This window comes from Micromonospora sp. CPCC 205554, assembly GCF_036902745.1.
Taxonomy (GTDB): domain Bacteria; phylum Actinomycetota; class Actinomycetes; order Mycobacteriales; family Micromonosporaceae; genus Micromonospora; species Micromonospora tulbaghiae.
Genome location: NZ_JBAKHP010000002.1, coordinates 437,725 through 461,965, shown reverse-complemented (window position 1 = coordinate 461,965; position 24,241 = coordinate 437,725). Strand labels below are relative to the sequence as shown.

At 73.4% G+C, this 24,241-nt stretch carries 28 protein-coding genes; 13 read left to right on the top strand and 15 right to left on the bottom strand.

Translation table 11 applies throughout. From position 1 onward, the window contains the following. Positions 1–78 precede the first annotated feature (78 nt). The gene (locus V6U82_RS05220) at positions 79–387 is read left to right on the top strand and encodes a hypothetical protein (protein WP_181726477.1); all 309 of its coding nucleotides are present in this window, start codon (positions 79–81) and stop codon (positions 385–387) included. Then, positions 388–3,042 carry a DUF4132 domain-containing protein gene (locus V6U82_RS05215; protein ID WP_334459515.1) on the top strand — a complete coding sequence of 885 codons (2,655 nt, stop codon included), beginning with the start codon at positions 388–390 and terminating at the stop codon, positions 3,040–3,042. Positions 3,043–3,068: 26 nt separating this feature from the next. On the opposite strand, the gene V6U82_RS05210 is transcribed toward V6U82_RS05215, so the two are convergent. Then, the gene (locus V6U82_RS05210) at positions 3,069–4,778 is read right to left on the bottom strand and encodes a Na+/H+ antiporter (protein ID WP_334459512.1); all 1,710 of its coding nucleotides are present in this window, start codon (positions 4,776–4,778) and stop codon (positions 3,069–3,071) included. 67 nt (positions 4,779–4,845) lie between these two features. Here V6U82_RS05210 and V6U82_RS05205 point away from each other — a divergent pair, with 67 nt between their 5' ends. Continuing rightward, on the top strand, positions 4,846–5,583 hold the full coding sequence (locus V6U82_RS05205) for a Clp protease N-terminal domain-containing protein (RefSeq protein WP_334459511.1): 738 nt from the start codon (positions 4,846–4,848) through the stop codon (positions 5,581–5,583). A 49-nt stretch (positions 5,584–5,632) separates the two neighbouring features. Here V6U82_RS05205 and V6U82_RS05200 read toward each other — a convergent pair whose 3' ends face one another. Continuing rightward, entirely contained in the window at positions 5,633–6,151 is a 519-nt protein-coding gene (locus V6U82_RS05200; RefSeq protein WP_128136156.1) for a hypothetical protein, read from the bottom strand. Between the two features lie 108 nt (positions 6,152–6,259). Continuing rightward, positions 6,260–6,445, bottom strand: a complete 186-nt coding sequence (locus V6U82_RS05195; RefSeq protein WP_334459509.1) for a DNA repair protein — start codon at positions 6,443–6,445, stop codon at positions 6,260–6,262. A gap of 229 nt (positions 6,446–6,674) precedes the next feature. Here V6U82_RS05195 and V6U82_RS05190 point away from each other — a divergent pair, with 229 nt between their 5' ends. Then, the gene (locus V6U82_RS05190; protein WP_334459508.1) at positions 6,675–7,340 is read left to right on the top strand and encodes a GNAT family N-acetyltransferase; all 666 of its coding nucleotides are present in this window, start codon (positions 6,675–6,677) and stop codon (positions 7,338–7,340) included. 182 nt (positions 7,341–7,522) lie between these two features. Here the strand turns inward: V6U82_RS05190 and V6U82_RS05185 are convergent, their stop codons facing one another. The 4 genes from V6U82_RS05185 to V6U82_RS05170 form a co-directional block, all read right to left on the bottom strand. Then, a complete protein-coding gene (locus tag V6U82_RS05185) occupies positions 7,523–8,224 on the bottom strand; it encodes a TetR family transcriptional regulator (RefSeq protein WP_334459507.1) in 702 nt (233 codons plus the stop codon). Then, a complete protein-coding gene (locus V6U82_RS05180) occupies positions 8,163–8,645 on the bottom strand; it encodes a thiol-disulfide oxidoreductase DCC family protein (RefSeq protein ID WP_334459504.1) in 483 nt (160 codons plus the stop codon). Before V6U82_RS05180 ends, V6U82_RS05185 begins: the two co-directional genes overlap by 62 nt. Beyond that, positions 8,642–9,079 carry a hypothetical protein gene (locus V6U82_RS05175; RefSeq protein WP_334459503.1) on the bottom strand — a complete coding sequence of 146 codons (438 nt, stop codon included), beginning with the start codon at positions 9,077–9,079 and terminating at the stop codon, positions 8,642–8,644. The genes V6U82_RS05180 and V6U82_RS05175 overlap by 4 nt, the downstream gene beginning before the upstream one ends. A gap of 117 nt (positions 9,080–9,196) precedes the next feature. Continuing rightward, entirely contained in the window at positions 9,197–10,651 is a 1,455-nt protein-coding gene (locus V6U82_RS05170) for a glycoside hydrolase family 3 protein (protein WP_334459502.1), read from the bottom strand. Positions 10,652–10,775: 124 nt separating this feature from the next. On the opposite strand from V6U82_RS05170, the gene V6U82_RS05165 reads away from it, so the two are divergent. Then, on the top strand, positions 10,776–11,981 hold the full coding sequence (locus V6U82_RS05165; RefSeq protein ID WP_269701679.1) for an ROK family transcriptional regulator: 1,206 nt from the start codon (positions 10,776–10,778) through the stop codon (positions 11,979–11,981). Positions 11,982–12,066: 85 nt separating this feature from the next. Here V6U82_RS05165 and V6U82_RS05160 read toward each other — a convergent pair whose 3' ends face one another. Continuing rightward, positions 12,067–13,077 carry an ABC transporter permease subunit gene (locus tag V6U82_RS05160; RefSeq protein WP_334459496.1) on the bottom strand — a complete coding sequence of 337 codons (1,011 nt, stop codon included), beginning with the start codon at positions 13,075–13,077 and terminating at the stop codon, positions 12,067–12,069. Continuing rightward, positions 13,074–14,078: an ABC transporter ATP-binding protein gene (locus V6U82_RS05155; protein ID WP_334459493.1), complete on the bottom strand. Its 1,005-nt coding sequence runs from the start codon at positions 14,076–14,078 to the stop codon at positions 13,074–13,076. Before V6U82_RS05155 ends, V6U82_RS05160 begins: the two co-directional genes overlap by 4 nt. Before the next feature lie 132 nt (positions 14,079–14,210). Here V6U82_RS05155 and V6U82_RS05150 point away from each other — a divergent pair, with 132 nt between their 5' ends. Both V6U82_RS05150 and V6U82_RS05145 read left to right on the top strand, forming a co-directional pair. Then, positions 14,211–15,050 carry an ABC transporter ATP-binding protein gene (locus tag V6U82_RS05150; RefSeq protein WP_128138705.1) on the top strand — a complete coding sequence of 280 codons (840 nt, stop codon included), beginning with the start codon at positions 14,211–14,213 and terminating at the stop codon, positions 15,048–15,050. A gap of 16 nt (positions 15,051–15,066) precedes the next feature. After that, on the top strand, positions 15,067–15,963 hold the full coding sequence (locus V6U82_RS05145) for a ribokinase (protein ID WP_334459487.1): 897 nt from the start codon (positions 15,067–15,069) through the stop codon (positions 15,961–15,963). A gap of 3 nt (positions 15,964–15,966) precedes the next feature. On the opposite strand, the gene V6U82_RS05140 is transcribed toward V6U82_RS05145, so the two are convergent. Together V6U82_RS05140 and V6U82_RS05135 are read right to left on the bottom strand one after the other, a co-directional pair. Beyond that, positions 15,967–16,737, bottom strand: coding sequence for a hypothetical protein (locus V6U82_RS05140; protein WP_334459484.1), 771 nt, complete (start codon positions 16,735–16,737; stop codon positions 15,967–15,969). Between the two features lie 65 nt (positions 16,738–16,802). Further along, positions 16,803–17,282, bottom strand: a complete 480-nt coding sequence (locus V6U82_RS05135) for a DUF6232 family protein (RefSeq protein ID WP_334459481.1) — start codon at positions 17,280–17,282, stop codon at positions 16,803–16,805. A 59-nt stretch (positions 17,283–17,341) separates the two neighbouring features. Here V6U82_RS05135 and V6U82_RS05130 point away from each other — a divergent pair, with 59 nt between their 5' ends. Beyond that, positions 17,342–17,770, top strand: a complete 429-nt coding sequence (locus tag V6U82_RS05130) for a nuclear transport factor 2 family protein (RefSeq protein WP_047893173.1) — start codon at positions 17,342–17,344, stop codon at positions 17,768–17,770. Here V6U82_RS05130 and V6U82_RS05125 read toward each other — a convergent pair. After that, the gene (locus V6U82_RS05125; RefSeq protein WP_334459479.1) at positions 17,716–18,264 is read right to left on the bottom strand and encodes a DUF6232 family protein; all 549 of its coding nucleotides are present in this window, start codon (positions 18,262–18,264) and stop codon (positions 17,716–17,718) included. The genes V6U82_RS05130 and V6U82_RS05125 overlap by 55 nt on opposite strands. A gap of 132 nt (positions 18,265–18,396) precedes the next feature. Between V6U82_RS05125 and V6U82_RS05120 the strand changes: the two genes are divergently transcribed. Continuing rightward, positions 18,397–19,170 (top strand): enoyl-CoA hydratase/isomerase family protein, encoded by a 774-nt coding sequence (locus V6U82_RS05120; RefSeq protein WP_334459476.1) that lies wholly within the window; start codon positions 18,397–18,399, stop codon positions 19,168–19,170. A 70-nt stretch (positions 19,171–19,240) separates the two neighbouring features. Then, complete coding sequence (locus tag V6U82_RS05115; protein ID WP_334459473.1) at positions 19,241–20,863, top strand: acetolactate synthase; 1,623 nt, start codon at positions 19,241–19,243, stop codon at positions 20,861–20,863. A gap of 55 nt (positions 20,864–20,918) precedes the next feature. On the opposite strand, the gene V6U82_RS05110 is transcribed toward V6U82_RS05115, so the two are convergent. The 3 genes from V6U82_RS05110 to V6U82_RS05100 are packed head-to-tail and all read right to left on the bottom strand — an operon-like array spanning position 20,919 to position 22,026. Beyond that, positions 20,919–21,317 (bottom strand): PLD nuclease N-terminal domain-containing protein, encoded by a 399-nt coding sequence (locus V6U82_RS05110; RefSeq protein WP_334459471.1) that lies wholly within the window; start codon positions 21,315–21,317, stop codon positions 20,919–20,921. A 26-nt stretch (positions 21,318–21,343) separates the two neighbouring features. Beyond that, positions 21,344–21,643 (bottom strand): DUF202 domain-containing protein, encoded by a 300-nt coding sequence (locus V6U82_RS05105; RefSeq protein ID WP_334459469.1) that lies wholly within the window; start codon positions 21,641–21,643, stop codon positions 21,344–21,346. Next, the gene (locus V6U82_RS05100; RefSeq protein WP_047893169.1) at positions 21,640–22,026 is read right to left on the bottom strand and encodes a YidH family protein; all 387 of its coding nucleotides are present in this window, start codon (positions 22,024–22,026) and stop codon (positions 21,640–21,642) included. Before V6U82_RS05100 ends, V6U82_RS05105 begins: the two co-directional genes overlap by 4 nt. A 41-nt stretch (positions 22,027–22,067) precedes the next feature. On the opposite strand from V6U82_RS05100, the gene V6U82_RS05095 reads away from it, so the two are divergent. The 3 genes from V6U82_RS05095 to V6U82_RS05085 all read left to right on the top strand — a co-directional run bounded on the left by V6U82_RS05095 (position 22,068) and on the right by V6U82_RS05085 (position 24,230). Beyond that, on the top strand, positions 22,068–22,865 hold the full coding sequence (locus V6U82_RS05095; RefSeq protein ID WP_047893168.1) for a GNAT family N-acetyltransferase: 798 nt from the start codon (positions 22,068–22,070) through the stop codon (positions 22,863–22,865). Between the two features lie 2 nt (positions 22,866–22,867). Next, positions 22,868–23,272, top strand: a complete 405-nt coding sequence (locus V6U82_RS05090) for a hypothetical protein (protein WP_047893167.1) — start codon at positions 22,868–22,870, stop codon at positions 23,270–23,272. A gap of 178 nt (positions 23,273–23,450) precedes the next feature. Continuing rightward, positions 23,451–24,230 (top strand): electron transfer flavoprotein subunit beta/FixA family protein, encoded by a 780-nt coding sequence (locus V6U82_RS05085; protein ID WP_047893166.1) that lies wholly within the window; start codon positions 23,451–23,453, stop codon positions 24,228–24,230. The last annotated feature ends 11 nt before the right edge of the window (positions 24,231–24,241 follow it).

Sequence of the window (24,241 nt, the reverse complement as noted above, 5' to 3'; positions counted from 1 at the left end):
ACGTTGGAGACTGTCCGGTACGCGGTCAGGTCACACAAAATGCGTGCCGTGTCGGAGGAGAGCGCTATCTTCTCCGCCATGCCATTGATCACAGTCACCGACGAGGTCGTCGGAGCGCCGAGCGGACCCGCGTGGACCATCGAGGTCTTCGAGGAAGAGGTACGCCTCGCCGAGTTGATCCGACGCCGGGTCTCCCTGGAGATCGCCGAGTCCGGCGTGGACGCCGATCCGGAGGAGCGCACCCGGACGACGCTGGAGGCGTTCGGCCGCAACGCCTTCGTGGTGCTCGTCGACGACCGTCAGGTGACGGATCTGGACGAGAAGGTCCGCCTGCACGCCGGCTCCCGGGTCACCTTCCTCAAGCTCGTCCCGCTGGTGGGTGGCTGAATGAAGATGTACGACCCCGAGTCGGCCCTGCGCGATGTGGCCGCCACCGCCAAGAGGTGGTGGGGCCCGAGTGCCCAGAACCTCAACGAGACCGGCAAGCAGGAATTCGTCGACCGGGTGGTGACGGTGTGCGGCTGGGCACCGGCGGGGACGGTTCCGTCGCTGCTCGCCGCGCTCAAAGATCCGCACGGGCCCTACGATCTTGCTGCGCCGTTGGTCGAGCTGCTGCCGGAGGCCACCCGGAAGGTCGAGTCGGTCGCCGCCGCCGTGGCCGACCTGACCGGCGACGACGCGGATCACGACAGGCGTGTCGCCGCCGCCTCCACCCTGATCGACAGCCTGCCGCACCTGCCGTACCAGCACGAGGAGCCGTGGGACCGGGCCCGGGGCGAGGCGTGGCGCCGGACGGAGGAACTGCTGACCGCGCAACCGGCACCGGTACGGCAGGTGGTGTTCGACGCGCTGGCGGTGCCGGGGCTCAACATGGACGGGGCGAGCAGTCTGATCAGTGCCGCGCGCTCCGGCGGCGGGCTCGACGGCTCGGCCTGGCTCGGCCGACTGGGCACTCAGGCCTGGCTGGGATTCAATTACTGGAGTTGGCGCCTCAACCGGTTCACCTGGGAGGCCATCCAGGCGGAGGCGGCGGCCGGGCGGGTGAACCCGGCGGCGCTCGCGACCTGGCGCCGGACCCGGCTCGAACGCTCGATGAGCGACATCAGCGACGAGGCCGACCGGATCTGGCCGATCCCCAACGTCGGTGAGCAGTGGGCCGACCGCGCCGTCGCGGACATCGAGGCGATGCCGGCGGATCGCCGGTCCGCGTGGGAGGCGCTGCTGGCACACTGCCCGGTCGAGGTGGACAAGGCGAAGCCGACGGCTGGTTGGCGCAAGCAGGCCCGGTCGCTGCTCGACGCGGTGGGCGTCGACGATTTCACCGCCCGGCTCGACGACTGGCTCCCGCTCGTCGGGCAGTCCCGCAGCCTGCCGCTGCGCATGACCACATGCTGCCCCGGCCACATCAAGGACATGCCACCACGGATGATCGACCGCTACAACGTCGGGCTGCTGTGGGGACTGATCTGGACGCGGACGATGTGCCCGCCGTCCGAGCAGACACTGCGCAGCCTCGGCCAGATCGCGGAACGGGCCGCCCGCAAGATCTCCGGCCACGGCCCGGCGAGCCCGAAACTGGCGAACGTCGCGGTCGCGGCGCTCGTCGACACCGATCACCCGGCCGCGCTCGCCCAGCTGGCCCGGCTGTCCTCGCGGCTGACCTACAAGAGCACGCTGCGCCTGGTGGAGAAGGGACTGGCCCGGCACGCCGAGGCACGCGGCGTCAGCCGGGAGGACGTCGAGGAGATGGCCCTGCCCGGCTTCGGGCTGCCGCTCGCGGACAAGCTCGGCGACTGCTCGTACGAGCTGGAGGTGCGCGGCGTCGACGCCGTGGTGGTGTGGCGCAACGCGGACGGCAAGGTGGTCAGGACGCCTCCGGCGCAGGTGCGCAAGGAGCACGGCGACGAGGTGAAGGAGCTGAAGGCGACTGTCGCCGACGTCGCCGCGACGCTCGTCGCCACGCGCGACCGGCTGGAAGGGCTCCTGCGGCGGGACCGTTCGTGGACCGTCGAGCAGTGGCGCGAACGGTTCCTGGACCATCCGCTGGCCCGTACCCTGGCCCAGCGGCTCGTCTGGACGGTCGACGGCGTCGCCTGCTGCTGGGCCGGTGAGGCGCTGCGGACGGTGGACGACACCGTGTTCGAGCCGGCCGGCGATGCGACGGTCCGGTTGTGGCATCCGGTGCTCGACCCCGACGCGGTGGGGCCGTGGCGGGACTTCCTCACCCGGCACGCGATCACCCAGCCGTTCAAGCAGGCGCACCGGGAGCAGTACCTGCTCACCGACGCGGAGCGGGCCACGGGCATCTACTCCAACCGGTTCGCCGCGCACATCGTGCGCCAGCACCGGCTCAATGCGCTGCTGTCCCGGCGCGGCTGGTCGTACGTCCAGCACCGCAACGACGGGGCCTCGTACAACCTGCCCTGGCTGGCCCTCCCGGACTGGGGGCTGCGCGCCGAACTGGGTGTCGCCGGGATCGAGGACCGGGGCGACGACCTCGTGTTCGACACGATGGGGACCGACCAGCTGTTCTTCGTCCGGGGAGAGCGCCTGCCGGTTCCGCTGGCGGAGGTTCCGCCGGTCGTGCTGAGCGAGGTGATGCGCGACGTCGACCTGTTCGTGGCCGCGGCCGGGGTGGGCGCCGACCCGAACTGGTACGACGGCGGGCCGGAGGGCCGGTATCGCGACTACTGGGCGCAGAGCAGCTTCGGCGAGCTGACCCCGCCCGGCCGGACGCGCCGGGACGTGTTGGCGGACCTGATCCCCCGGCTGGCCATCGCCGGCCGCTGCACGCTCACCGACAGGTTCCTGGAGGTACGCGGCGACCTGCACACGTACCGCATCCACTGCGGCTCGGGCAACATCCTGATCGCCCCGGACGAGCGGTACCTGTGCATCATCCCGGACTCGGCGAAGGCGAAGGAGCCGGAGATGTTCCTGCCCTTCGAGGGTGACAGCCGGCTCGGCGAGATCATCAGCAAGGCGTTGCTGCTGGCCGCCGACAAGAAGATCAAGGATCCGGTGATCCTGCGCCAGCTGTGAGGGGCCGGCGGGCGCCGGGCCCAGGGTCAGCCCGGCGCCCGCTTCGGCAGCAACAGTTCCTCGTGGTCGAGTTCGCGTTCCAGCACCCGCAGTTCCTCGTCCGGCAGCCGGCCGGAGTCGCGCCACCGCAGCAACTCCTCGCGCTGCGCTTCGAGGACGGTCCGGCGGACCCGCAGCGCCGTCTCGTACTCCGGTGACGTGGGCAGCTCCGACGAACCGCTCTGCTGGATCAGGTCGAGCCGTCCCCGGTAGCGGGCCAGCCGGGTCTGCAACTGGGCCCGCGTGGTGTCGACGGCGACCCTGCTGTCCGGCTCCTCCTCGACGACTGTGTCGAGGCGGGCCAGCGCGGCCTCCACCGCCGCCGAGCGGGCCTCGTTGCGTACCCGGGCCTGGTCGGCCTCGTTGGCGCGCAGGCCGAGCATCCGCACGAGCGGCGCGAACGTCAGGCCCTGCCCGACGAGCGTCACCAGGACGACCACGAAGGTGCAGAACAGCAGCAGGTCACGGTCGGGGAAGGGGTCTCCGCTGCGGGTGGTCAGCGGCAGCGTGAAGATCGCGGCCAGGCTGATCACGCCACGCGTACCGGACCAGCTCAGCGCCACCACCTCGCGGGAGGTCAGCCCTCGGGCGTTGCGGTCGACGCCACCGAGCCGCCGCGCGGCGTCCGGCTCGTCGGTGTCGTCCTGCTCGGCGACGCCACCCAGCCGGGTGTGCAGCGACCGGGGGAGCCACTGGGTCAGGATCAGCCAGGCCGGGCGCAGGAGCAGCACCACGCCGACCGACACGGCGACGGCGACGACGATGGTCGACGTGTCGTACTGGCGCAGGCCCCGCATGACGGCGGGGAGCTGCTGGCCGATCAGCAGGAAGACGAAGCCTTCGAGGAGGAAGTCGACGAGCCGCCACACGGCGTTGGTCTGGAGGCGGGCGGCGCCGGACCCGAACTGCGGCGTCTGGTGACCGACGATCAGGCCGGCGACCACCACTGCGAGCACACCGGAGACGTGCAGCGCCTCGCCCAGCAGGTACGCCACGAACGGTGTCGCGAGCGAGATCGCGTTCGACAGCAGCGGGTCCGCGGTGAGCGGCCGGACCAGCCGCTTCGCCCGGGCGACGACCACGCCCACCGCGATCCCGCCGGCCGCCGCCAGCACGAACTGCCCGATCGCGGCGTGGAACGAGAACTCGCCGCCCACGGCCGCGGCCACGGCGACGCTGAGCATGGTCAGCGCGGTGGCGTCGTTCAGCAGTCCCTCGCCCTGGATGATCGTGACCATCTTCGGCGGCAGGTTGACCCGGCGGCCCACGGCCAGGGCGGCGACCGGGTCGGGCGGGGCGACGGCGGCGCCGACCGCGATGCCTGCGGCCAGGGTCGCGCCGGCGACGAACAGGTGGAACCCGACGCCGACGAGCAGTCCGGTGAGGAGCACCAGCACCACGGAGAGGCTGACCACGATCCGCAGGTTGCGGCGGATGTCCAGCAGGGACGAGTCGAGCGCGGCGCTGTAGAGCAGCGGCGGCAGCACGACCACGAGCACCAGCTCGGGATCGAGGCCGATGTTGGGGCCGGGGAGCAGCGCGTACGCGATGCCGATGAGCGGCAGGAGCGCCGCCGCCGGCAGACCGGTGCGGGCCGCGACCCACCGCACGGCGATGATCACCGCGACGGCGGCGAGCACGAACAGCAGTGTCGAATGGGTGCTCACCCCGACCGACCCTACCGGGGCCGAGATCATCGTGCGACGCCGACGCTGCCGTCAACCGATGGTTGACGGCCGAGGATCGTCAACCTATGGTTGACGTATGGAGGAGACCCCACCGCTCAAGATGACCCATCCGGTACGCCTCGACGACCTCATCGACGGCATCAAGAAGGCACACACCGACGCGCTCGACCAGTTGTCCGACGCCGTCCTCGTCGCCGACCACCTGGGCGACGTCGCGGACCACCTGATCGGGCACTTCGTCGACCAGGCACGCCGTTCCGGCGCCTCGTGGACGGAGATCGGCCGCAGCATGGGCGTGAGCAAGCAGGCCGCCCAGAAGCGATCCGCCGCCAAGGCGGAGACCGCCGCCGCGCTCGACCCGAACTCGGGGTTCGGCCGGTTCACCCCGCGCGCCCGCAACGTGGTGCTGGCCTCGCAGGAGGAGGCCCGGGCCGCGGGCAACGCCGAGATCACCCCGGGGCACGTCGCGCTCGGGCTGCTCGCCGAGCCGGAAGGGCTCGCCGCCGCCGCGATCGTGGCTCGGGGCGTACCCCTGGAACGCCTGCGGGAGGTCGTCACCGCGACGCTGCCGGCGAAGGCCGGCCAGGTGCCGGACCTGATCCCCTACGACGCACGGGCCAAGAAGGTCCTGGAGTTGACGTTCCGGGAGGCGCTGCGGATGGGACACAACTACATCGGTACGGAGCACATCCTGCTCGCCCTGCTGGAGGAGGAGGGCGACGACGGCGTGCTGCGCGGCCTCGGCCTGGAGAAGTCCGAACTGGAGTCGGCGTTCGAGGCGGCGCTCGCCGAGATCACCCGGAAAGGGGCCTGACGCCGCGCCGGGCACGCGTCACGGGGGCGCGTGCCCGGCGTACGGGTCGTCAGCCGGCGGTGGGGAAGCCGTACCGGGCGGCGTGCTCCGGGTCGGCCGGGTCGACCTGGCGGATGCCGGCGTCGGCGAGGCGCTTGTTCACCTCGTCGAGTTGCTCCCGGACCAGCCGGGCCTCCTCCTCGGTGACCCGGCCGCGGTGCGGGCGCCCGGCGTGCTCGATGGTGCCGTAGTCGATCTTCTCCGAGGTGCGGCGGGCCTTGGGCGGCTTGACCCGCTCGGCGGTACGCAGCAGCTGTGCCATCGGCACGTCGGTCGCCATCGCGTCGAACTCGCTGGCGGTCAGCACCACCCGGCGCGGCTCACCGTGACCGTGCCGGTCGTGGATCTCCACCACCGCGACGTCGAGCGCCGCGTCGTCGATGCTCTCCACGTCGACCGGGGTGGCGTCCAGCTGCACGGGCCCGGCGACCAGGTCCGGGTGCTCCAGGACGACGACCTTGACCACCTCGTCGTCGGGGCTGAGCACCTGACCGGTGAAGTCGGAGACGTGGATCGTCTTCTTGCCCATGCGCGGAGCTTCTCCTGTCGTAGGCCGGAAATCGGACCACAAGACGCTACCGCACAGGTGTGCGAAGGCCGGTACGCCCGCCCGGCCGGTGTGTCGCCGCCCGCGTTCCTAGAGGGGTGAGAGGCCACGCCAGGCGGCGGTGCCGGCCGGTTGCGCGTTCAGCTCGGCCCAGGAGAGCCCTCGGTCGCGGACCTCGCGGTACGCCGGCTGCGCCGGGAACCGTCCGGCGTCTGCGGCGGCCCGCCAGCCGCGCTCCGGGTCCTGCTGGAATCGGTCATTCGGTTCGTGAGGCATGACCACTACCGTCCCAGAGAAACTTGTCCATGTATGGAAATGAATATGACGCAGGGGCGATGCCTTCGGTTCCGCGAAGCGCCGGGTTTCCTGCGGCCGGTGGCGGGACCAGGAATCGGCGTCCGTCGCTGGCGTGCCGACCCACTACCCACCTGTCGCGCGTCTCAACCGCGCCGCGATCGGCGAATTCCGCGGGCACGGGCGCGGCGTACCGGCGTACCATGATCACGTGCTCGACCGGCGGGTCTTCCTCCATCTGGCGACCTGGTTGGGACAGTGGCCGGCGGGCCCCGGGCTGCACGTGGTCCGGTCGTACCGCCGCGCCCGTCCGGCCTGGGACGGACGGCTGCGTCCGGCCGTCGCGGTGACCGCGGGCGGCAGCACCGTCCTCTCGGTGGCCGCCGACCGGGTGGAGGCGGTACGGGCTCTGGTGCGCGACCGTCCGATCGGCGAGTGGCTGCCCGCCCTGCCGGACACCGTCGGCGCTCCTGAGTTCATCGCGCACACCTCGGTCTTCCGCTGGTGCACCGACCCGGCGCCGCTGCCCGAGGTGGGGGAGTGGGTGCCGTCCACGCTGCCCGGGCTGCCGCCGTGGCTGCGGCTGTTCGACCGGGAGGTGCTCGTGGTCCGGGGCGCCGACGGCGCGTACCGGGCCGGCGTGGGGATCAAGCGGCACGACGCGTACGGGCACGAGCTGGCGGTGGGCACGGTGCCGCCGGCGCGCGGGCGCGGCCTGGCCCGCCGGCTGGTCGCGCAGGCGGCCCGCCGGGTGCTGGACGAGGGAGCGATCCCCACCTACCTGCACGATCCGGGCAACGTCGCATCGGCGCGGGTGGCCGAGGCGGCCGGGTTCCCGGATCGGGGCTTCACCGGGTTCGGCGTGTTCCCCCGCTGAGCGCCTGCGGATCCCGGCCTGGCGCGGACCGTGGATCCCGGGCCGGATCCACGGTCCGCAGCTCTCCCCCAGGCCCCGACATCGGTAACGCTATGTGTTAGTCCCGGTGGTGAACAAGGGGTGGGTTACTGTCCGGTTGCGGACTATCACCTGCGGAATCGCTTGCCGGCCCGCCGATCGGGTCAGTGACGCAGCGTGTGGATGAGGGCGAGCGCCTGGCGGGTGACCGGCCGCAGCACGCGCAGCCGGGACAGTCCCACCAGCCGGTCCACGAGCGGCACCACGCCGTCGATGAGCTGCCGGGTCTTGACCTGCCCCTCCGAGCGGTCGTGCACCCAGTAGAGCACCACACCCATGTAGCCGAGCCAGAGCAGCTCGGGCAGAGCCTCGCGCAGCTCGTCGTCGAGCTTGACGGTGGAGCCGGTCAGCGCCTCGCGGAACAGCGCGATCGACATGTCCCGGGGCGTCGACGACTCGGCGGAGAACGGGCTCAGCGGCGAGGTCGGCTCCGCCGCCGTCTTGAAGAAGGCGCCCGCGAACGCGTGGTACGGGCTCAGCACGTCGACGCCCGCGTGCAGCACCCCGGCCAGTCGCGGGCCGAAGTCCCGCTCCCGGGCGAGCACCGGCGCGGTCGCCTCCCGGTGCTCGCGCTGGGTGCCCGCGTAGAACTCCTGGACCAGGTGCTCCTTGGAGCCGAAGTAGTAGTAGGCGTTGCCCACCGCCACGCCCGCCTCCTGGGCGACCGCGCGCATCGTCGTCCGCGCGTATCCGCGCTCCCGGAACAGCCGCATCGCGGTGTCCAGGATCAGCTGGCGGGTCTGCTCACCGCGGGCCGTCGACCCCTGCCCACCCGCAGCGGTCGTCGGCGCACTCTGCTCGGTCATCGTCGTCACCGTATCCCGGTTCCCGGATCCGCTCGCGGACCGCCGAGGCCGCCGCCACCACCCGCCGGGCCAGCGGCAGCAGGTGTGGGCGGGCCAGCCGCTCGGCCGTACCGCGATGCTCGGCGAGCGCCCAGAGACAGGCGAACCAGGCGCCGTCGCCGCGGTAGACCGCGCCGGTGTCGGCCACCACCGTCAGGTCGCGCAGCGTGGCGTCGTGGTCCAGCCCGGGGAAGCGCCGCCGGGCCTCGGCGGACCCGGCCGGCACGAACTCCAGCGGTACGAGCTGGGCGCGCGAGGCGAGCCACCGCCGGGCGGCCCGGCACATCGGGCAGTCCGCGTCGAACAGGACGGTGAACCCGCGGATCCCACCGGCCCCGTGCCCGGTGGGATCCTGCTGGTGCCCGCCCGCGGCCGACGTCACCGGGCCGGCGGGTTCGGGCCCGCCGCCGGTACGGGGCCGCCCTGCGGCGGGAGCATTCGAACCGGCGGCAGCGGCGGGTGGACGGCCTGCTGGCGCAGACGGCCACGCCGGTAGCGGCCGAGTGCGAAGACGTTGAAGAAGTGCAGCGCACCCAGCACCAGCAGGACGAATCCCACCTTCATGGAGAGCTGCTCCAGCGCCTGGCTGGTGTCGCCGACCGGATCGGACTCCTTCATCGCCACCGTGACGTAGCCGAGGTTGAGCAGGTAGAAGCCGACCACCAGCAGGCTGTTGACCGCCCCGGCCAGCCGGCTGTCGGCGAACACGTCCTCCAGGAACACCAGCCCGTTGCGGGACAGCGCCCGCGCCACCCAGATGGTGAGGCCGATGCTCACCGTCAGGTAGGCCAGGTACATCCAGACCTTCATGTCCATCCCCGTCGCCTCTCTTGAACGTGTTCAAAACCAGGGCGCCCCGAGCGTACGACAGAATTTGAACGCGTTCAAGAGAGCCCGCCGTCCGGGGACGGCGGGCCGGTGCAGGGGCGTGGGTCAGGCGGTCAGGCCGAGCACCTCGGCGGCGGCCCGGCCGTTGGCGTGGCTGGCGCCGTGGGTCGCGACGAACGCCCGTGCGGCCGCCGGCCGCCAGGCGCCCGGCCAGCCCATCTCGACCACAGTCACCCGGTGCGTGGCGGCCAGCGCCTCGACCAGCTCGCGCGCGCCGGGCAGCCGGTGCAGGTGCCGTCCGACCAGCACGACCGGCCGGTCCCCGGCGAGCCGCCGCAACTGCTCCGGGTCGGTCTCGCCCGCCACCGCGCGGGCCTGCTCGACGCCGGCGGCCAGGTGCGGGCCGAGCCCCCACGGCACCCGCCCCTCGGCGATGGTGGAGGTGGCGTGCACCTGCACCACCAGGGGCGCGGTGTCGCGGGTGAGGTCGCCCTCGACGCGTACCGCCCGCAGCGCGGCGGCGTAGCCGAGGCCGTCGACCGCGGGCGGCGGGGCGTCGGCGGGGCCGGTGGCGGCGGCGAGCGCGGCGTTCCGGCCGGCCGCCTCCTCGACCCGCTCGCGCGCCAGCCGGCCGTCGGCCATCGCCGCGACGATCTCGGCGGCGACCGACTCGACCAGCTCGGCGTCGACCCGGGCGCCGATGCAGAGCAGGTCCGCGCCGGCGGCCAGGGCCCGGACCGCACCCGGACCGACCCCGCCCGCGGCGAGCACGGCGCCCTTCATCTCCAGCGCGTCGGTGATGATCGCGCCGGTGAAGCCGTACTCGACGCGCAGCAGGTCGTGCAGGACCGCGCGGCTGAACGTGGCCGGGCCGTCGCCGGTCAGCGCCGGAACCCGGATGTGCGCGGTCATCACGGCGCGGACGCCCGCGTCGACCACGGCCGCGAACGGCGGCAGGTCGCGGTCCCGCAGGACGGCCGGCGGCACGTCGACCGTGGGCAGCTCGTGGTGCGAGTCGGCGACCGTGGCGCCGTGGCCGGGGAAGTGCTTGGCGCAGGCGGCCACGCCGGTCGACTGGAGGCCGGCGACGGCGGCGGCCGAGTGGACGGCGACCCGCTTCGGGTCCGCCCCGAACGAGCGGGTGCCGATCACCGGGTTCTCGTCGGCGGTGTTCACGTCGACAGTGGGGGCGAGGTCGACGGTGACGCCGAGCGCGGCCAGCTCCGCGCCGATCGCCGCGTACACCTGGCGGGTGAGGTCGGGGTCGTCCACCGCGCCGAGCGCGGCGTTCCCGGGGTACGGGCTGCCGGTGGCGTGCGCCAGCCGGGTGACGTCGCCGCCCTCCTCGTCGATCGCGACGATCACGTCGGGGCGGCCGGCGCGCAGCGCCGCGGTGGACGCCGCCACCTGGGCCGGGTCGTGGATGTTGGTGCCGAACAGGGTGTGCCCGGCGAGCCCGTCGGCGAGCAGGTCGACCGCCCAGTCCGGCGGGACCGGTCCCGGGTACGCGGCCAGCAGCGTGCCCAGCGCGAGCCGGCGCAGTCCTGGATCCAGACCCACGAGTATCCCCTTTCCCTGCCGGGTCGTCCGACCTCCGCGGATGGGGGTGGCCGATACGCTAACGGGCACCCCTCGGCAGGCGTTTTGTGGTTAGAAAACTTTACTGAAAATTGAGGACGTTGGCATGAGTGCGACCCGGCTGCCCGGCACCCCCCGACTCCTGCGGGCGCTCAACGACCGTGCGGCGCTGGAGCTGCTGCTCGAACGCGGCCCGCTGACCCGGGCCCGGATCGGTGAGCTGACCGGGCTGTCCAAGGTCACCGCGTCCCAGCTCGTCGAGCGGCTGGAGGAACGCGGCCTGGTCGCCCGGGTCGGCGAGCAGGCCGGCGGGCGGGGCCCGAACGCCCAGCTCTACGCCGTCCGGCCGAGCAGCGCGTACGTGGTGGGCGTGGAGGTGGGCGCGGAGCGGGTGGTCGCGGCGTGCGCCGACATCACCGGCACGGTGGCGGGCCGGGTCGAGCAGTCCACGAAGGACACCGACGACCCGGTCGGCGTGGTGCACAACGCCGTGGTCCAGGCGGCCGCCAGCGCCGGTGCGGAACTGTCCGCCGTCCGGCGCGTCGTGCTCGGCACCCCGGGCCTGGTCGACCCGCAGACCGGCGACATCACGTTCGCGTTCAACCTGCCGCGCTGGCACAGCGGCCTGCTCGCCGCGCTGCGTGAGGACCTGGACACCCCGGTCGTGTTCGAGAACGACGTGAACCTCGCCGCGGTGGCCGAGGCGCAGTCCGGCGCGGCCCGTGGCACCGCCGACTTCGTGCTGGTCTGGGTGGACGCGGGCGTCGGCCTGGCGATCATGCTGGGCGGCCGGCTGCACCACGGCAGCAGCGGCGCGGCGGGGGAGATCGGCTACCTGCCGGTGCCCGGCGCGCCCATCCCGCGCGACGTGTCCAAGCGGGCCAAGCCGGCGTTCCAGCAGCTCGTCGGCGCCGACGCGGTGCGCGCGGTGGCCGCCGAGCACGGTTTCGCCAGCCCGGAGGCGGCCGAGCAGGGCGTCGCGGCGGCCCGGGCGGCCGAGGTGGTGCGCGCCGCCATCGCCGCCGGCACCGCGGGTGGGCCGATGCTCGACGAGCTGGCCCGGCGGCTGGCGCTCGGTGTGGCGAGCACCTGCGTGGTGCTGGACCCGCCGCTCGTGGTGCTCGCCGGCGCGGTCGGGCAGGCGGGCGGGGCGGCGCTGGCCGAGCGGGTGCAGCACGAGGTCGCCGCGATCACGCTGGTGCGGCCCCGGGTGGTGACCACCGGGCTGACCGAGGAGCCGATCCTGCGCGGCGCGCTGCGTACCGCGCTGGACGCCGTACGCGACGAGGTGTTCGGCTCGACGGTCGGCTGACCGCGTCGTGCACCCTGGCGCCATGTGAAGGAATCCTTCATCATGGCGCCAGGGTTCGCAAGGAGTTGCCGGAGTGTGGCCTCCCTCAGATCAGGTCGCGGCGGCGGAACACCGTGAACGCGGCGGCCACCAGCGCGCCGGTGAGCCCGAGCAGCACCACCAGGCCCGACGTCCAGGTCAACGTGTAGGAGCCGTCGCAGTAGCCGGAGATCCCGGGGCCGCAGGCGTTGTTGTCCCACAGCCGTACCTCACCGGACAGCCACGCCGCCAGATAGCTGGACAGCATGTACCGGTCCGGCCGGCCGACCTCCAGGATCTGGAACACCAGCCGTGCCCCCAGCTCCCACACCACCACGTACGCGGCCACCGTGCCGAGCGCCGCCGAGGTGTGCCGGCCCAGCGTGGCGACGGCGAACCCGAGCGCCGCGGCGAGCAGCACGAGCATCAGGCCGCGTACCCAGATCGCCGCCAGCGACGGCCAGAAGTCGCCGCCGGTCCGTCCGACCAGGCCGGACGCCTGGCCGATCAACCAGAACGCCCCGAGGTACGCCGCCGACGCCAGCACCGACAGGCCGAGCAGCCCGCCCAGCAGCGTGCCGAGCTTCGCGGCGAGCACAGTGGGCCGTCGTGGCCGCCACAGCAGCAGGTTGACCACCCCGCCCGAGTTCAGGTCGGCCCCGATGTAGGAGGCGCCGACCAGGAACCCGAACAGCGTCAGGAACGCGATCAGGAAGTAGAGCAGCGGCTCGGCCTCCTTGGCGAAGACGAAGACGCCGCTGAGGTAGTCGGCCGCGCTCGGCAGCTCCTCGATCTGGGCGGGGTCGATCTGGGCGCAGTCGCGCGGCAGGTAGTCGTTCTCGCCCGGCGGGAGCGAGCCCTCCCGGATCCGCAGGCAGCGGTCGTACGTCATCTCCATCTGGCGCACGCTCTCGGCCGCCTGGGCCTGCGCCCGGCTCAGCTCCGCCGGGCCGGGCCGGTGCGAACCGCCGAGCGTGGTCACCACTGTCACCGCGAAGGCGGCAGCCAGCAGCACCACCATGAGCTGCACGAAGCGCCGGGCGGCCAGCCGCTCCAGCTCGGCACGGACAAGGTTCACGCGTCCACCTCCCGGCTCTCCCGGACGTCGAGGTCGATCACACCGTCGTTCGGCGGCGCACCGTCGACCTGTCGCGGCACCGCCACGTGCTCGTGGCCGCCGGTCAGCTCCAGGAAGACGCTCTCCAGGTCCGGCCGCAGCGGGACCAGCTCGCGTACCCACATGCCCTGCTCGCCGAGCGTCCGGCTGATCGTCTCCGGATCCTGCACGCCGGTCACCACCAGGTGGTCCGGCGCGACAGTCACCGACAGGCCGGACCGGCCCAGCACCTGCCCGGCCTGCTCCGGGTCGGCCACCCGGACCCGCCACTGGTGCTGGTCGAAGCCGGCCAGCACCTCCTCCACCGGCCCGTACGCGACCCGCTGCCCCCGGCTGACGATCGTCACGTGGTCGCAGATCAACTGGATCTCGGCGAGGATGTGGCTGGACAGCAGCACCGTCACCCCGGCCTCGGCCAGCGACCGGGTCAGGTCACGCATCTCCCGGATGCCGGCCGGGTCCAGCCCGTTCGCCGGCTCGTCCAGGATCAGCAGCTCCGGGTTCTTCAGCAGGGCCGACGCGACCGCCAGGCGCTGCTTCATGCCCAGCGAGTAACCCTTGACCCGCTCGTCGCCCCGGTCGCGCAGCCCGACCTGCTCCAGCACCTCGTCCACCCGGGCGGTCGGCACGCCGCCGGCCAGCGCCAGCAGCCGCAGCGTCCGGTGGGCGGTGAAGTTGGCGAAGAACTGCGGACTCTCCACGATCGCGCCGACCCGGCCGGCCACGTCCGGCAGGTGCTCGGGTGACTCGGCGCCCAGCACGCGCATCCGTCCGGAGTCCGGCCGGACCAGCCCCAGCAGCGCGCGCAGCGTGGTGGTCTTCCCGGACCCGTTCGGCCCCAGGAAACCGTGCACCTGGCCCGCCTCGACCAGCATGTCGAAGCCGTCGACGGCGACCCGGCGCCCCTGGCGCAGCGTGTGGAACGTCTTGCGGAGTCCGGCGATCTCGATGACCGCGCTCATCCGCGCGCCTTCCGGCAGCGGTCGGGCATGGGTGTCCTTCCGGAAGTGGTGACCAACGACACGGCGCCCCACCCTATGGCGGCGGCGCCGCCCGTGGGGGGCGCCGGGCCGGGTGCGTGATTGGATGGAGCGGTGACTGGTGACCTGATCCCCGGCGCCCCGGGCGCCCCCGCCCCCTCGACCGTGGACGCGGATCTGGTGGTCAGCCTCGACGGGGTCGTCGTCAAGCGTTCCGGCACCGCGCTGGTGCACGACGTCGACTGGCGGGTCGAGCTGGACGAACGGTGGGTGGTGCTCGGGCCGAACGGCGCGGGCAAGACCACGCTGCTCAACCTGGCCGCCGGCCGGCTGCACCCGACCAGCGGCGTCGCGCACGTGCTCGGCGAGCGCATCGGCCGTACCGACGTCAACGAGCTGCGTACCCGCATCGGCCTGTCCACCGCGACGCTCGCCGAGCGGATCCCCGCCGAGGAGCGCGTCGTCGACGTGGTGGTGACCGCCGCCTGGTCCGTGGTCGGCCGCTGGCGGGAGAGCTACGACCGCACCGACGTGGCGCGCGCCGCCGCGCTGCTGCGCCAGCTCGGCGTCGGCCACCTCACCGACCGCACGTACGGCACGCTGTCCGAGGGCGAGCGCAAGCGCGTCCAGATCGCCCGCGCCCTGATGACCGACCCGGAGCTGCTGCTGCTCGACGAGCCCGCCGCCGGGCTCGACCTGGGCGGGCGCGAGGACCTGGTGGCCCGGCTGGCCGAGCTGGCGTACGACCCGGACGCGCCGGCCATGGTGCTCGTCACCCACCACGTCGAGGAGATCCCGCCGGGCTTCACCCACGCGCTGCTGCTGCGCGAGGGCGGCGTGGTGGCGCAGGGGCTGCTCGCCGACGTGCTCACCGCCGACAACCTGTCGAAGACGTTCGGCCTGCCGCTGGTGGTCACGCGGTCCGGCGACCGCTGGGCCGCCCGCGCCGCCTGAGCGACGGGACGACACAGTGCCGCAGACCCGGATCGCCGTCGTCGGCAGCGCCAACATGGACCTGGTCGGCATCGGCGCCGCGCTGCCCCGGCCCGGCGAGACGGTGCTGGGCGACGACTTCGTCATGCTGCCCGGCGGCAAGGGCGCGAACCAGGCGGTCGCCGCGGTACGCGCCGGCGCGTCCTGCGTCTTCCTCGGCGCGATCGGCTCGGACTCGTTCGGCGTGACGCTGCGGGCCCGGATGACAGCGGCCGGCGTGGACACCGGACACCTGCGGGTGGTCTACGGCCCGTCCGGCGTCGCGCTGGTCATGGTCGGCGGCGCGGGGGAGAACGCCATCCTGGTCACCCCCGGGGCGAACGCCGCGTTCACGTCGCTGACCGCCGACGAGCTCTCCGCCGTACGCGATGCGGATGTGCTGGTCGCGCAGCTGGAGGTGCCGGTCGAGACGGTGACCGAGGCGGCGCTGGCGGCCCGGTCCGCGGGCACCCGGGTGGTGCTCAACGCCGCGCCGGCCCGGCCGGTGCCGAGCGAACTGCTGGCGGCCACCGACCTGCTCGTGGTGAACGAGCCGGAGGCGCAGGCGCTCACCGGCCGCGGCCGGGACGAGCCGGCGGCGCTGCTCGACCTGGTGCCCCGGGCGGTGCTCACGCTCGGCGGCGACGGCGCCTGGTACGTCGACCGGGAACGGCCGCCGACGCACGTGCCGGCCGTGCCGGTGGACGTGGTCGACTCGACCGCCGCCGGGGACGCGTTCACCGCCGCGCTCGCCGTGGCCTGGGGCGAAGGGCGGGAGCTGGTCGACGCGGTGCGCTGGGCGGCGGCCGCCGGTGCGGCGTGCGTGCGCAAGCTTGGCGCCTCGGTGGCGCTGCCGCACCGCGCGGAGATCGACGAGCTCTTCCCGGCCGGCTGAGCCTCAGCCGGCCGGTTCGTCGGTGAGGCGCTCGCCGCGGCGGCGGAGCATGCCGAGCCCGGGGATGCCGGCGACCGCGAGCTTGAGATCGCGTGTGACGTCCAGCAGGTCGTGCAGGTCCGGGCCGACCCGGTCCAGTGTGGCGAGGATCGGCAGCACGTCCGAGGTGAGATGGTCCTTGAGCTTCGGCAACTCGTCCACCAGCCGGATCGCGGCGGTCACCTCCTCCGGGCTGAGCTGCTCCACGAAACGGGCCGCCATCGGCGCGGCGCGGCGCAGCGTCGCCTCGTACGCGGTCAGCAGCTCGGTCGCGACGCCCGTCGCCTTCTCGGCGGTCGCCAGCGTGCCCGCCGCGCGCGCGGTCACCGCCTCCGCCTCGGTCACCACACCGGCCGCCGTCCGGGCCACCCGGTCGGCCTCGCCGACCACCGCGGCCGCCGCCTCGGAGACCCGCTGCGCCTCGCCGACCACGACCGTCGCCGCGGCGGCCACCTCGGTCGCCGTGTCGATCGCCGCGGTGGCGGCGGCACTGATCACCGCCACCTCGCGGACCGCCGTCTCCGCGTCGGTGAGCACCCGGTCGGTGCGGTCGAGCGTGCCCTCGATCCGGTCCACCACCCCGTCGATCCGCCGGACCAGCGCCTCCACCTGGTCGAGGACGGCGAAGGCGCGAGCGGGCACCGAGGCCACCGTGGCGGCCGAGCCGAGCGCCTGGTCCACTGCGGTGCGGGTGAGGCCGAGCAGGGCGCCGGGCCGGGGAAGAGGGATCGCCATGGCATCCAGTGTGCGGCGTCGCGGCCAGTGCCGCCGGATGAGGTGGCCGCCGCGCTCCGACCGTCTCACCGCAGGTCGCCCTGCTCGACGGCCCGCTGCACGGCCCGGTAGATCTGCCCGAACCGCAGCGCGTCCGGCGTGCGGACCAGCATCGTCTCCCGGCCGTGGTGCTGCACCCACAGTTCGTGCACCCGGTTGCCGCGCTCGTAGGAACGGTCGAGCCACCCGAGCGGCACCTCCAGGAACGGGGTGAGCGCCAGCCCGGCCACCACGAACGCGGCCAGGATGATCAGGGCGAGCATCCACTCGCCCCGGTCCTGCGCGGACCAGGCCAGCGAGAGCACGCAGACCACCGCGACCAGGGGTGGCAGCGACAGCAGCAGGACCAGCACCCCGCGTCCCAGCACCCGCCCCCGGACGGCGAGCGTGGTGGTGCCGCGCGCGTGCCAGACGTACGTGACGTCGGCGAGCGCGACGACCTGCCCGCCCGCGTGGATCGCCTCCGAGGTGACCTGTACGGCGTCGTCCCGGTAATCGAGGACCATGAATCAGCCTAACCGCGTGCGTCGATGCCGGCGCGTCCTGCGGCGGTAGGCTGGCGGGCATGGCGGACCGGAACGGGGCCGGGATCGGTGACGAGCAGGCGCGCAACGTCGAGGTGGTCAAGCGCTACCTGCGCACCTTCGTCACGAAGGATCTGGCCGAACTGGCCGAGGTGGTCGACGAGGACGTGGAGATCTACGGCTCGGGCACCGCGGTCCGCGGCCGGCGCCATCCCGAGGCGGCCGTGTCCTCACCGGGCCTGACCGTGCTCGACCAGGACATCCGGGAGATCTTCGCGGCCGGGGACCGGGTGGTGGTGTCGATGGCGCAGACGTACCGGCGGGACGCGACCGGTGCGACCACCGTGCAGAGCGCCTGCAAGATGTACCGCCTGGCCGGCGGCCGGATCGTGCAGTTCTGGGGCGAGCAGGACACCTACGGCCTGTTGCGCGGGCTGGGCCTGCTGCCGGACGAGCCGATCACGTTCTGACCCGGAGCGGGACGGCCGGGCGCGGCGCGCCCCGGGGCGGACGGCAGGGCCTCCATGGCCCGCTGCACCGCCCGGTAGACCTGGCCGAAGCGCATGGCGTCGCGGGTGTGCAGCAGCCGTACCGGCCGGCCCCGCCACTCGGCCCACATCTCCATCTCCCGGCTACCCCGGGCGTAGGAGCGGTCCAGGTGCTCGAAGAGGAAGTCCGCGAGCGGCCCGACCGCGAGGCCGACCAGCACCGAGACCCCGACGACGGCGACGGTGACCGCCGCCGAACGCTGGAGCCACACGGCCAGTGCGATGCCCAGCACGGCGGCCACCAGCGGCCCGGCGAGCGCGGCCCCGATCGCGCCGCGCCCGGCGAGCACCCGCCAGGAGCGGTCGCCCCGCCGGTGCCACACGGTGGTCAGTTCGGCCAGCGGGTAGCTGCGCCCGTCCACCCGTACCGCGGTGGAGGTGACCTGGACGGATCGGTCGTCGTAGTAGGTGATCATGGCCTCACTCCCGGTGGCGGGGCGGCGGCGACTCCGGCGCGGCGGCCTGGGAGTCGCCGGCACCACACTGTCTACCCCAACGAGGCGAGTCGTAAGGTTGGCACGCGACTTCGACGAGGAAGTGAGGGCAGCGTGGGCGAGTTCGTCAGGCTGGAAGTGAAGGACGGCATCGGCACCATCCGGCTGGAGCGGCCGCCGATGAACGCGCTCAACACCCAGGTGCAGGAGGAGCTGCGCGCCGCCGCGTCGGCGGCCACCGCCGACGCCGAGGTCCGCGCCGTGATCGTGTACGGCGGCGAGAAGGTCTTCGCGGCCGGCGCGGACATCAAGGAGATGGCCGACATGTCCTACGTGGACATGGCGGAGCGTGCCGCCGACCTGTCCAGCGCGCTCGGCGCGATCTCCCGCATCCCCAAGCCGGTCGTGGCCGCGATCACCGGGTACGCGCTCGGCGGCGGCTGCGAGCTGGCGCTGGCCTGCGACTGGCGGATCGTCGCCGAGGACGCCAAGCTCGGCCAGCCGGAGATCAAGCTCGGCATCATCCCGGGCGCCGGTGGTACCCAGCGGCTGGCCCGCCTGGTCGGCCCGTCCCGCGCCAAGGACCTGATCATGACCGGGCGGATGGTCGACGCCGCCGAGGCGCTGCGGATCGGCCTGGCCGACCGGGTGGTCCCGGCCGCCGAGGTCTACGACGCCGCCGTGGCGTACGTGAAGCCGTTCCTGACCGGGCCGGCGCAGGCGCTGCGCGCGGCGAAGGCGGCCGTGGACGCGGGTCTGGACATGGACCTCACCTCGGGCCTGGCCTGGGAGAGCCAGCTCTTCGCGGCGCTGTTCGCCACCGACGACCGGCGCGAGGGCATGACCGCGTTCGTGGAGAAGCGCAAGCCGGGCTTCACCGGACGCTGACGCGAGAGCTGTTCACATCCGCGATACCGGCCAGTAGCGTGACCCCGGTCGGTCGACGAAGGGGAATGGCATGACGGAGCGGATCGAGGGCCACGGGGGCGATCTGGCACTCGCGGCACTACGCGCGCACGGCGTACGGGAGATGTTCACGCTGTCCGGCGGGCACGTCTTCCCGCTCTACGACGCCGCGCACAAGGCGGGTTTCCCCCTCTACGACGTGCGGCACGAGCAGTCCGCGGTGTTCGCCGCCGAGGCGGTGGCCAAGCTCCAGCGCCGCCCCGGCCTGGCCGTGCTCACCGCCGGCCCCGGCGTCACCAACGGCGTCTCCGGCCTGACCAGCGCGTTCTTCAACGCCTCGCCGGTGCTGGTGCTCGGCGGGCGGGCGCCGCAGTTCCGCTGGGGCTCGGGCAGCCTCCAGGAGATGGACCACCTGCCGCTGGTCGCGCCGGTGACCAAGCACGCCGAGACGGTGTTCAGCGCCGACGACATCCCCCGCGCGGTGTCGGCGGCGCTGACCACCGCGCTCACCCCGCACCGCGGCCCGGTCTTCCTGGACTTCCCGCTGGAGGCGGTCTTCTCGGTCGGTGACGCCGACCTGCCGGCGGTCACGCCGCCGGCGCCGATCGAGCCGGACCCGGACGAGGTGGCGAAGGCGGCCCGCCTGATCGCGGGCGCGTCCCGTCCGGTGATCATCGCCGGCTCCGACGTGTACGCGGGCGACGCCGTCGAGGCGCTGCGCGCCGCCGCCGAGTCGCTGCGGGTGCCGGTGTTCACCAACGGCATGGGCCGGGGCGCGCTGCCGCCGGAGCACCCGCTCGCCTTCGCCAAGGCCCGCCGGGTCGCGCTCAAGGGCGCCGACGTGGTCGTGGTGATCGGCACCCCGCTGGACTTCCGGCTCTCCTTCGGCGACTTCGGTGACGCCCAGGTGGTGCACGTGGTGGACGCGCCCAGCCAGCGGGCCGGGCACGTGCAGCCGGCCGCCGCGCCGGCCGGTGACCTGCGGCTGATCCTCGGCGCGTTCGCCGACCACGCCGGTGACCGGGCCGACCACGCCGACTGGATCGCCGACCTGCGGACCGCCGAGGACGCGGCGAAGACCCGCGACGCGGAGGAGATGGCCGCCGAGAGCGACCCGATCCGTCCGGCCCGGATCTACGGCGAGCTGCGTAAGGTGCTCGCCCCGGACGCCATCACCATCGGCGACGGCGGTGACTTCGTGTCGTACGCCGGGCGGTACCTGGAGCCGGCCCAGCCCGGCACCTGGCTCGACCCCGGCCCGTACGGGTGCCTCGGCACCGGCATGGGCTACGCGATGGGCGCCCGGGTCAGCCACCCGGACCGGCAGATCTGCGTGCTGATGGGCGACGGCGCGGCCGGCTTCTCGCTGATGGACGTGGAGTCGCTGGTCCGGCAGAAGCTGCCGGTGGTGATCGTGGTCGGCAACAACGGCATCTGGGGGCTGGAGAAGCACCCGATGCGGGCGATGTACGGCTACGACGTGGCCGCCGACCTCCAGCCCGGCCTGCGTTACGACAAGGTGGTCGAGGCGCTCGGCGGTGCGGGCGAGACGGTGGAGAAGGCGGCCGACCTCGGGCCCGCGCTGGGGCGCGCGTTCGACTCGGGCGTGCCGTACCTGGTGAACGTGCTGACCGACCCCGCGGACGCGTACCCCCGTTCGTCGAACCTGGCCTGAACACGGCGCGTGCGGGCCGTCCGCCGGGTGACCGGCGGGCGGCCCGCGGCGCGTCTCAGACCTCGGGGCGGTCCCGGTCGTCCGGGCGGCCGCGCAGCTCCTCCTCGCGGCGGCGCAGGTCCTCCTCCCACAGCCGCAGCCGTTCCTGGTCCTCGCGGCGGGACCGCTCGTCGAGCGAGGCGAGGAACTCCGGGTCGTCGTCCGGTGCGAGCGGGCGGCGGGCCGGGGCGGCGGGACGGGTGATGCCGGTGACGCCGGCGGTCCCGGCCGGGCGCTCGCGGCCCACCAGGAACCAGGCGATCGAGCCGACCAGCGGGAAGAAGAGGATGATCAGCACCCAGATCATCCGGGGCAGCGCCTTGACCTTCTCCTCGTCGGCGGAGAGGCAGCTGATCAGCGCGCACACGGCGAGGACGATCTGAACCAGGAAGAGCAGCACGTAGAGGCGGGCCATGCCTCATGATGGCTCACCGCCGCACGTCAGCGCACCCCGCCGAGCACGTGCGCCACGCCGAGCACCGCCAGCCCGGCCGCGCCGAGCGCGGTCAGCGGCACCGACCAGCGGTCGAGCCGGCGCGGTCCGGTGCCGGTGGCCCGGTGCCACGTCACCACCAGCACGGCCAGCCAGACCAGGACCGCGACCCCGGCCGGCGCCGCGTCCACGGCCCGGCCGCTGAACGCCGGCCGGAGCTGGAGCAGCAGCACCGCGGTGAGCGTGAGCAGCGTCCGCCGCCAGGCCAGCCGGGTGCGCTCGGGTTGCAGGCCGGGGTCACGGGTCACCGCGCGCCGCCCAGCAGCACGGCGGTCACCAGCAGCAGCGCGCCGACCGCGACGACGAGCGCCAGCACGGCCGGGAAGCGGGACGCGGGCAGCTCCTCGTTGAGCCGCATGGCGCGTTCGGTGCGCGCCCAGTGGTCGACCGCCCGGATCGAGACGGTGGCGCCGAGCAGCAGCAGCGCGACCGCGAGCGCCTCGCGCAGGTGGGCCAGGCGCAGCGGCGGGAGGAACTGCGCGGCGGCCAGCCCGCCCGCCACCAGCGCGAGACCTGTTCGCAGCCAGGCCAGGAACGTCCGTTCGTTCGCCAGCGAGAAGCGGTAGTCCGGCGGGGTGCCGACCGAACGCAGCTCACGCGGGTCGAACCAGCTCTTGATCGACTCCCACACGCTGCCGATTATCCGCTTTGCCCCGCGCCTAGCCTGGGGGGATGACCGATCTTGACGCGCGCGAGCTGCGTGACGCCTACGACAGCCAGATCCGACCGGAGCTGCCGGACCCGCTGCCGGACGGGGTGACGGTGGAGCGTGACGGCCCGCTGTTCCGCGTGCTCGGCCTCGACCACCGGGGCTTCCTCACCTACCGGACGCTCGACGGCCTGGCCGGCGGCGAGCTGGACGCGCTCATCGCCCGGCAGGTCGAGGTCTTCCGGGCCCGGGGTGAGTCGGTCGAGTGGAAGCTCGCCGGTCACGACGAGCCGGCCGACCTGGGCGACCGGCTGCGCGCCGCCGGGTTCGTCCCGGAGGACCAGGAGACCGTCGTGGTCGGCCCGGTCGCGCCGCTCGCCGCCGCCGTTCCGGTGCTCCCCGAGGGGGTACGCCTGCGCGAGGTCACCGGCCGGGCCGACCTGGAGCGGATCGCGGCGATGGAGGAGGAGGTCTGGCACGACGACCGCAGCCACCTGGTGATCGGCCTGCTCCGGGAGATCGAGGCGGACCCGCAGTCGATCACGGTGGTGGTGGCCGAGGCGGGGGAGACGGTGGTCAGCGCGGGCTGGATCCGCTACCAGCGCGGCACCGGCTTCGCCAGCCTCTGGGGCGGGTCGACGCTGCCGCAATGGCGAAAGAAGGGCATCTACCGGGCGCTCGTGGCGCACCGGGCGCGGCTGGCGCAGCAGCGCGGCAAGACGCTGCTCCAGGTGGACTGCTCGCCGGACAGCCGGCCCATCCTGGAGCGGCTCGGGCTCGTTGCGGTCACCACCTCCACGCCCTACGTCTACACTCCGTGATCATGGAACGGTTGACGGCGGACGAGCGGCTCACCCTGAAGACCGGCGCGTTCGGTGCCGTGTTCCTGGTCTCCAACGCCGTACCGGGGGTGCTGGCCATGGTGCGGGAGAGCTTCGCCGCCTCCGGCGCGCTCGCCGAGGTGGGGGGCGTGGTCAAGGAGGCACTGACCACCGGGCCGCTGCCGCAGCTCCCCCGGGACTCGGTCATGGAGATCGAATCGGTGGTGCTGCCCGCGCTGGGCCGGTCGGTGGAGATCCTGCGCGCCAAGTCGCCGGGCGACGTCGATACGTACCGGTCGGTGGTGCTGGCCGCGGCGGAGCGGGTGGCGCAGGCGCACCGGGGGATCGAGCCGGCCGAGGCGGCGGCGATCGAGAAGATCCGGCAGGCGCTGACCGAGGCGGCGTGACGGTTGGTGAGTTGCGTCACTCCGGCCCGCCGGGGTGGCCATGCTACTTGCGGGTAACATTGCGCTCGTGGGGAAGTGCACAGCTGCCCGCGGTTGACCCACGTTGCGTCGCGCGGGAGGCTGCGCCCGTGACCGGGCGAGTGATCGCTACACCAAACAGGAGGGTCGTCGAAGCGCGATGAACATCGTCGTACTCGTCAAGCAGGTGCCCGATTCGGGCGCGGACCGCAACCTGCGTTCTGACGACAACACCGTCGACCGCGGTTCGGCGAACAACGTCATCAACGAGATGGACGAGTACGCCATCGAGGAGGCGTTGAAGATCAAGGAGGCGCACGGCGGCGAGGTCACCATCCTGACCATGGGTCCGGACCGGGCGACCGAGTCGATCCGCAAGGCGCTCTCCATGGGCCCGGACAAGGCCGTCCACGTCGTCGACGACGCCCTGCACGGCTCCTGCGCCGTGGCCACCTCGAAGGTGCTCGCCGCCGCCCTCGGTCAGCTGGGCGCCGACCTGGTCATCTGCGGCGCCGAGTCGACCGACGGCCGGGTCCAGGTCATGCCGCACATGATCGCCGAGCGGCTGGGCGTGGCCGCCCTGACCGGTGCCCGCAAGCTCACCGTCGACGGCGCGAACCTGACCGTCGAGCGGCAGACCGAGGAGGGCTACGAGGTGGTCACCGCCTCGACCCCGGCCGTGGTCTCCGTCTGGGACACCATCAACGAGCCGCGCTACCCGTCCTTCAAGGGCATCATGGCCGCCAAGAAGAAGCCGGTGCAGACGCTCTCCCTGGGCGACCTGGGCGTGGCCCCGGCCGAGGTGGGCTTCGACGGCGCCACCAGCGCCGTGGTCGAGCACTCCAAGCGCCCGCCGCGCTCCGGCGGCGAGAAGATCACCGACGAGGGCGAGGGCGGCGTGAAGCTGGTCGAGTTCCTCGCCACCGAGAAGTTCGTGTGAGAGGTCTGGGA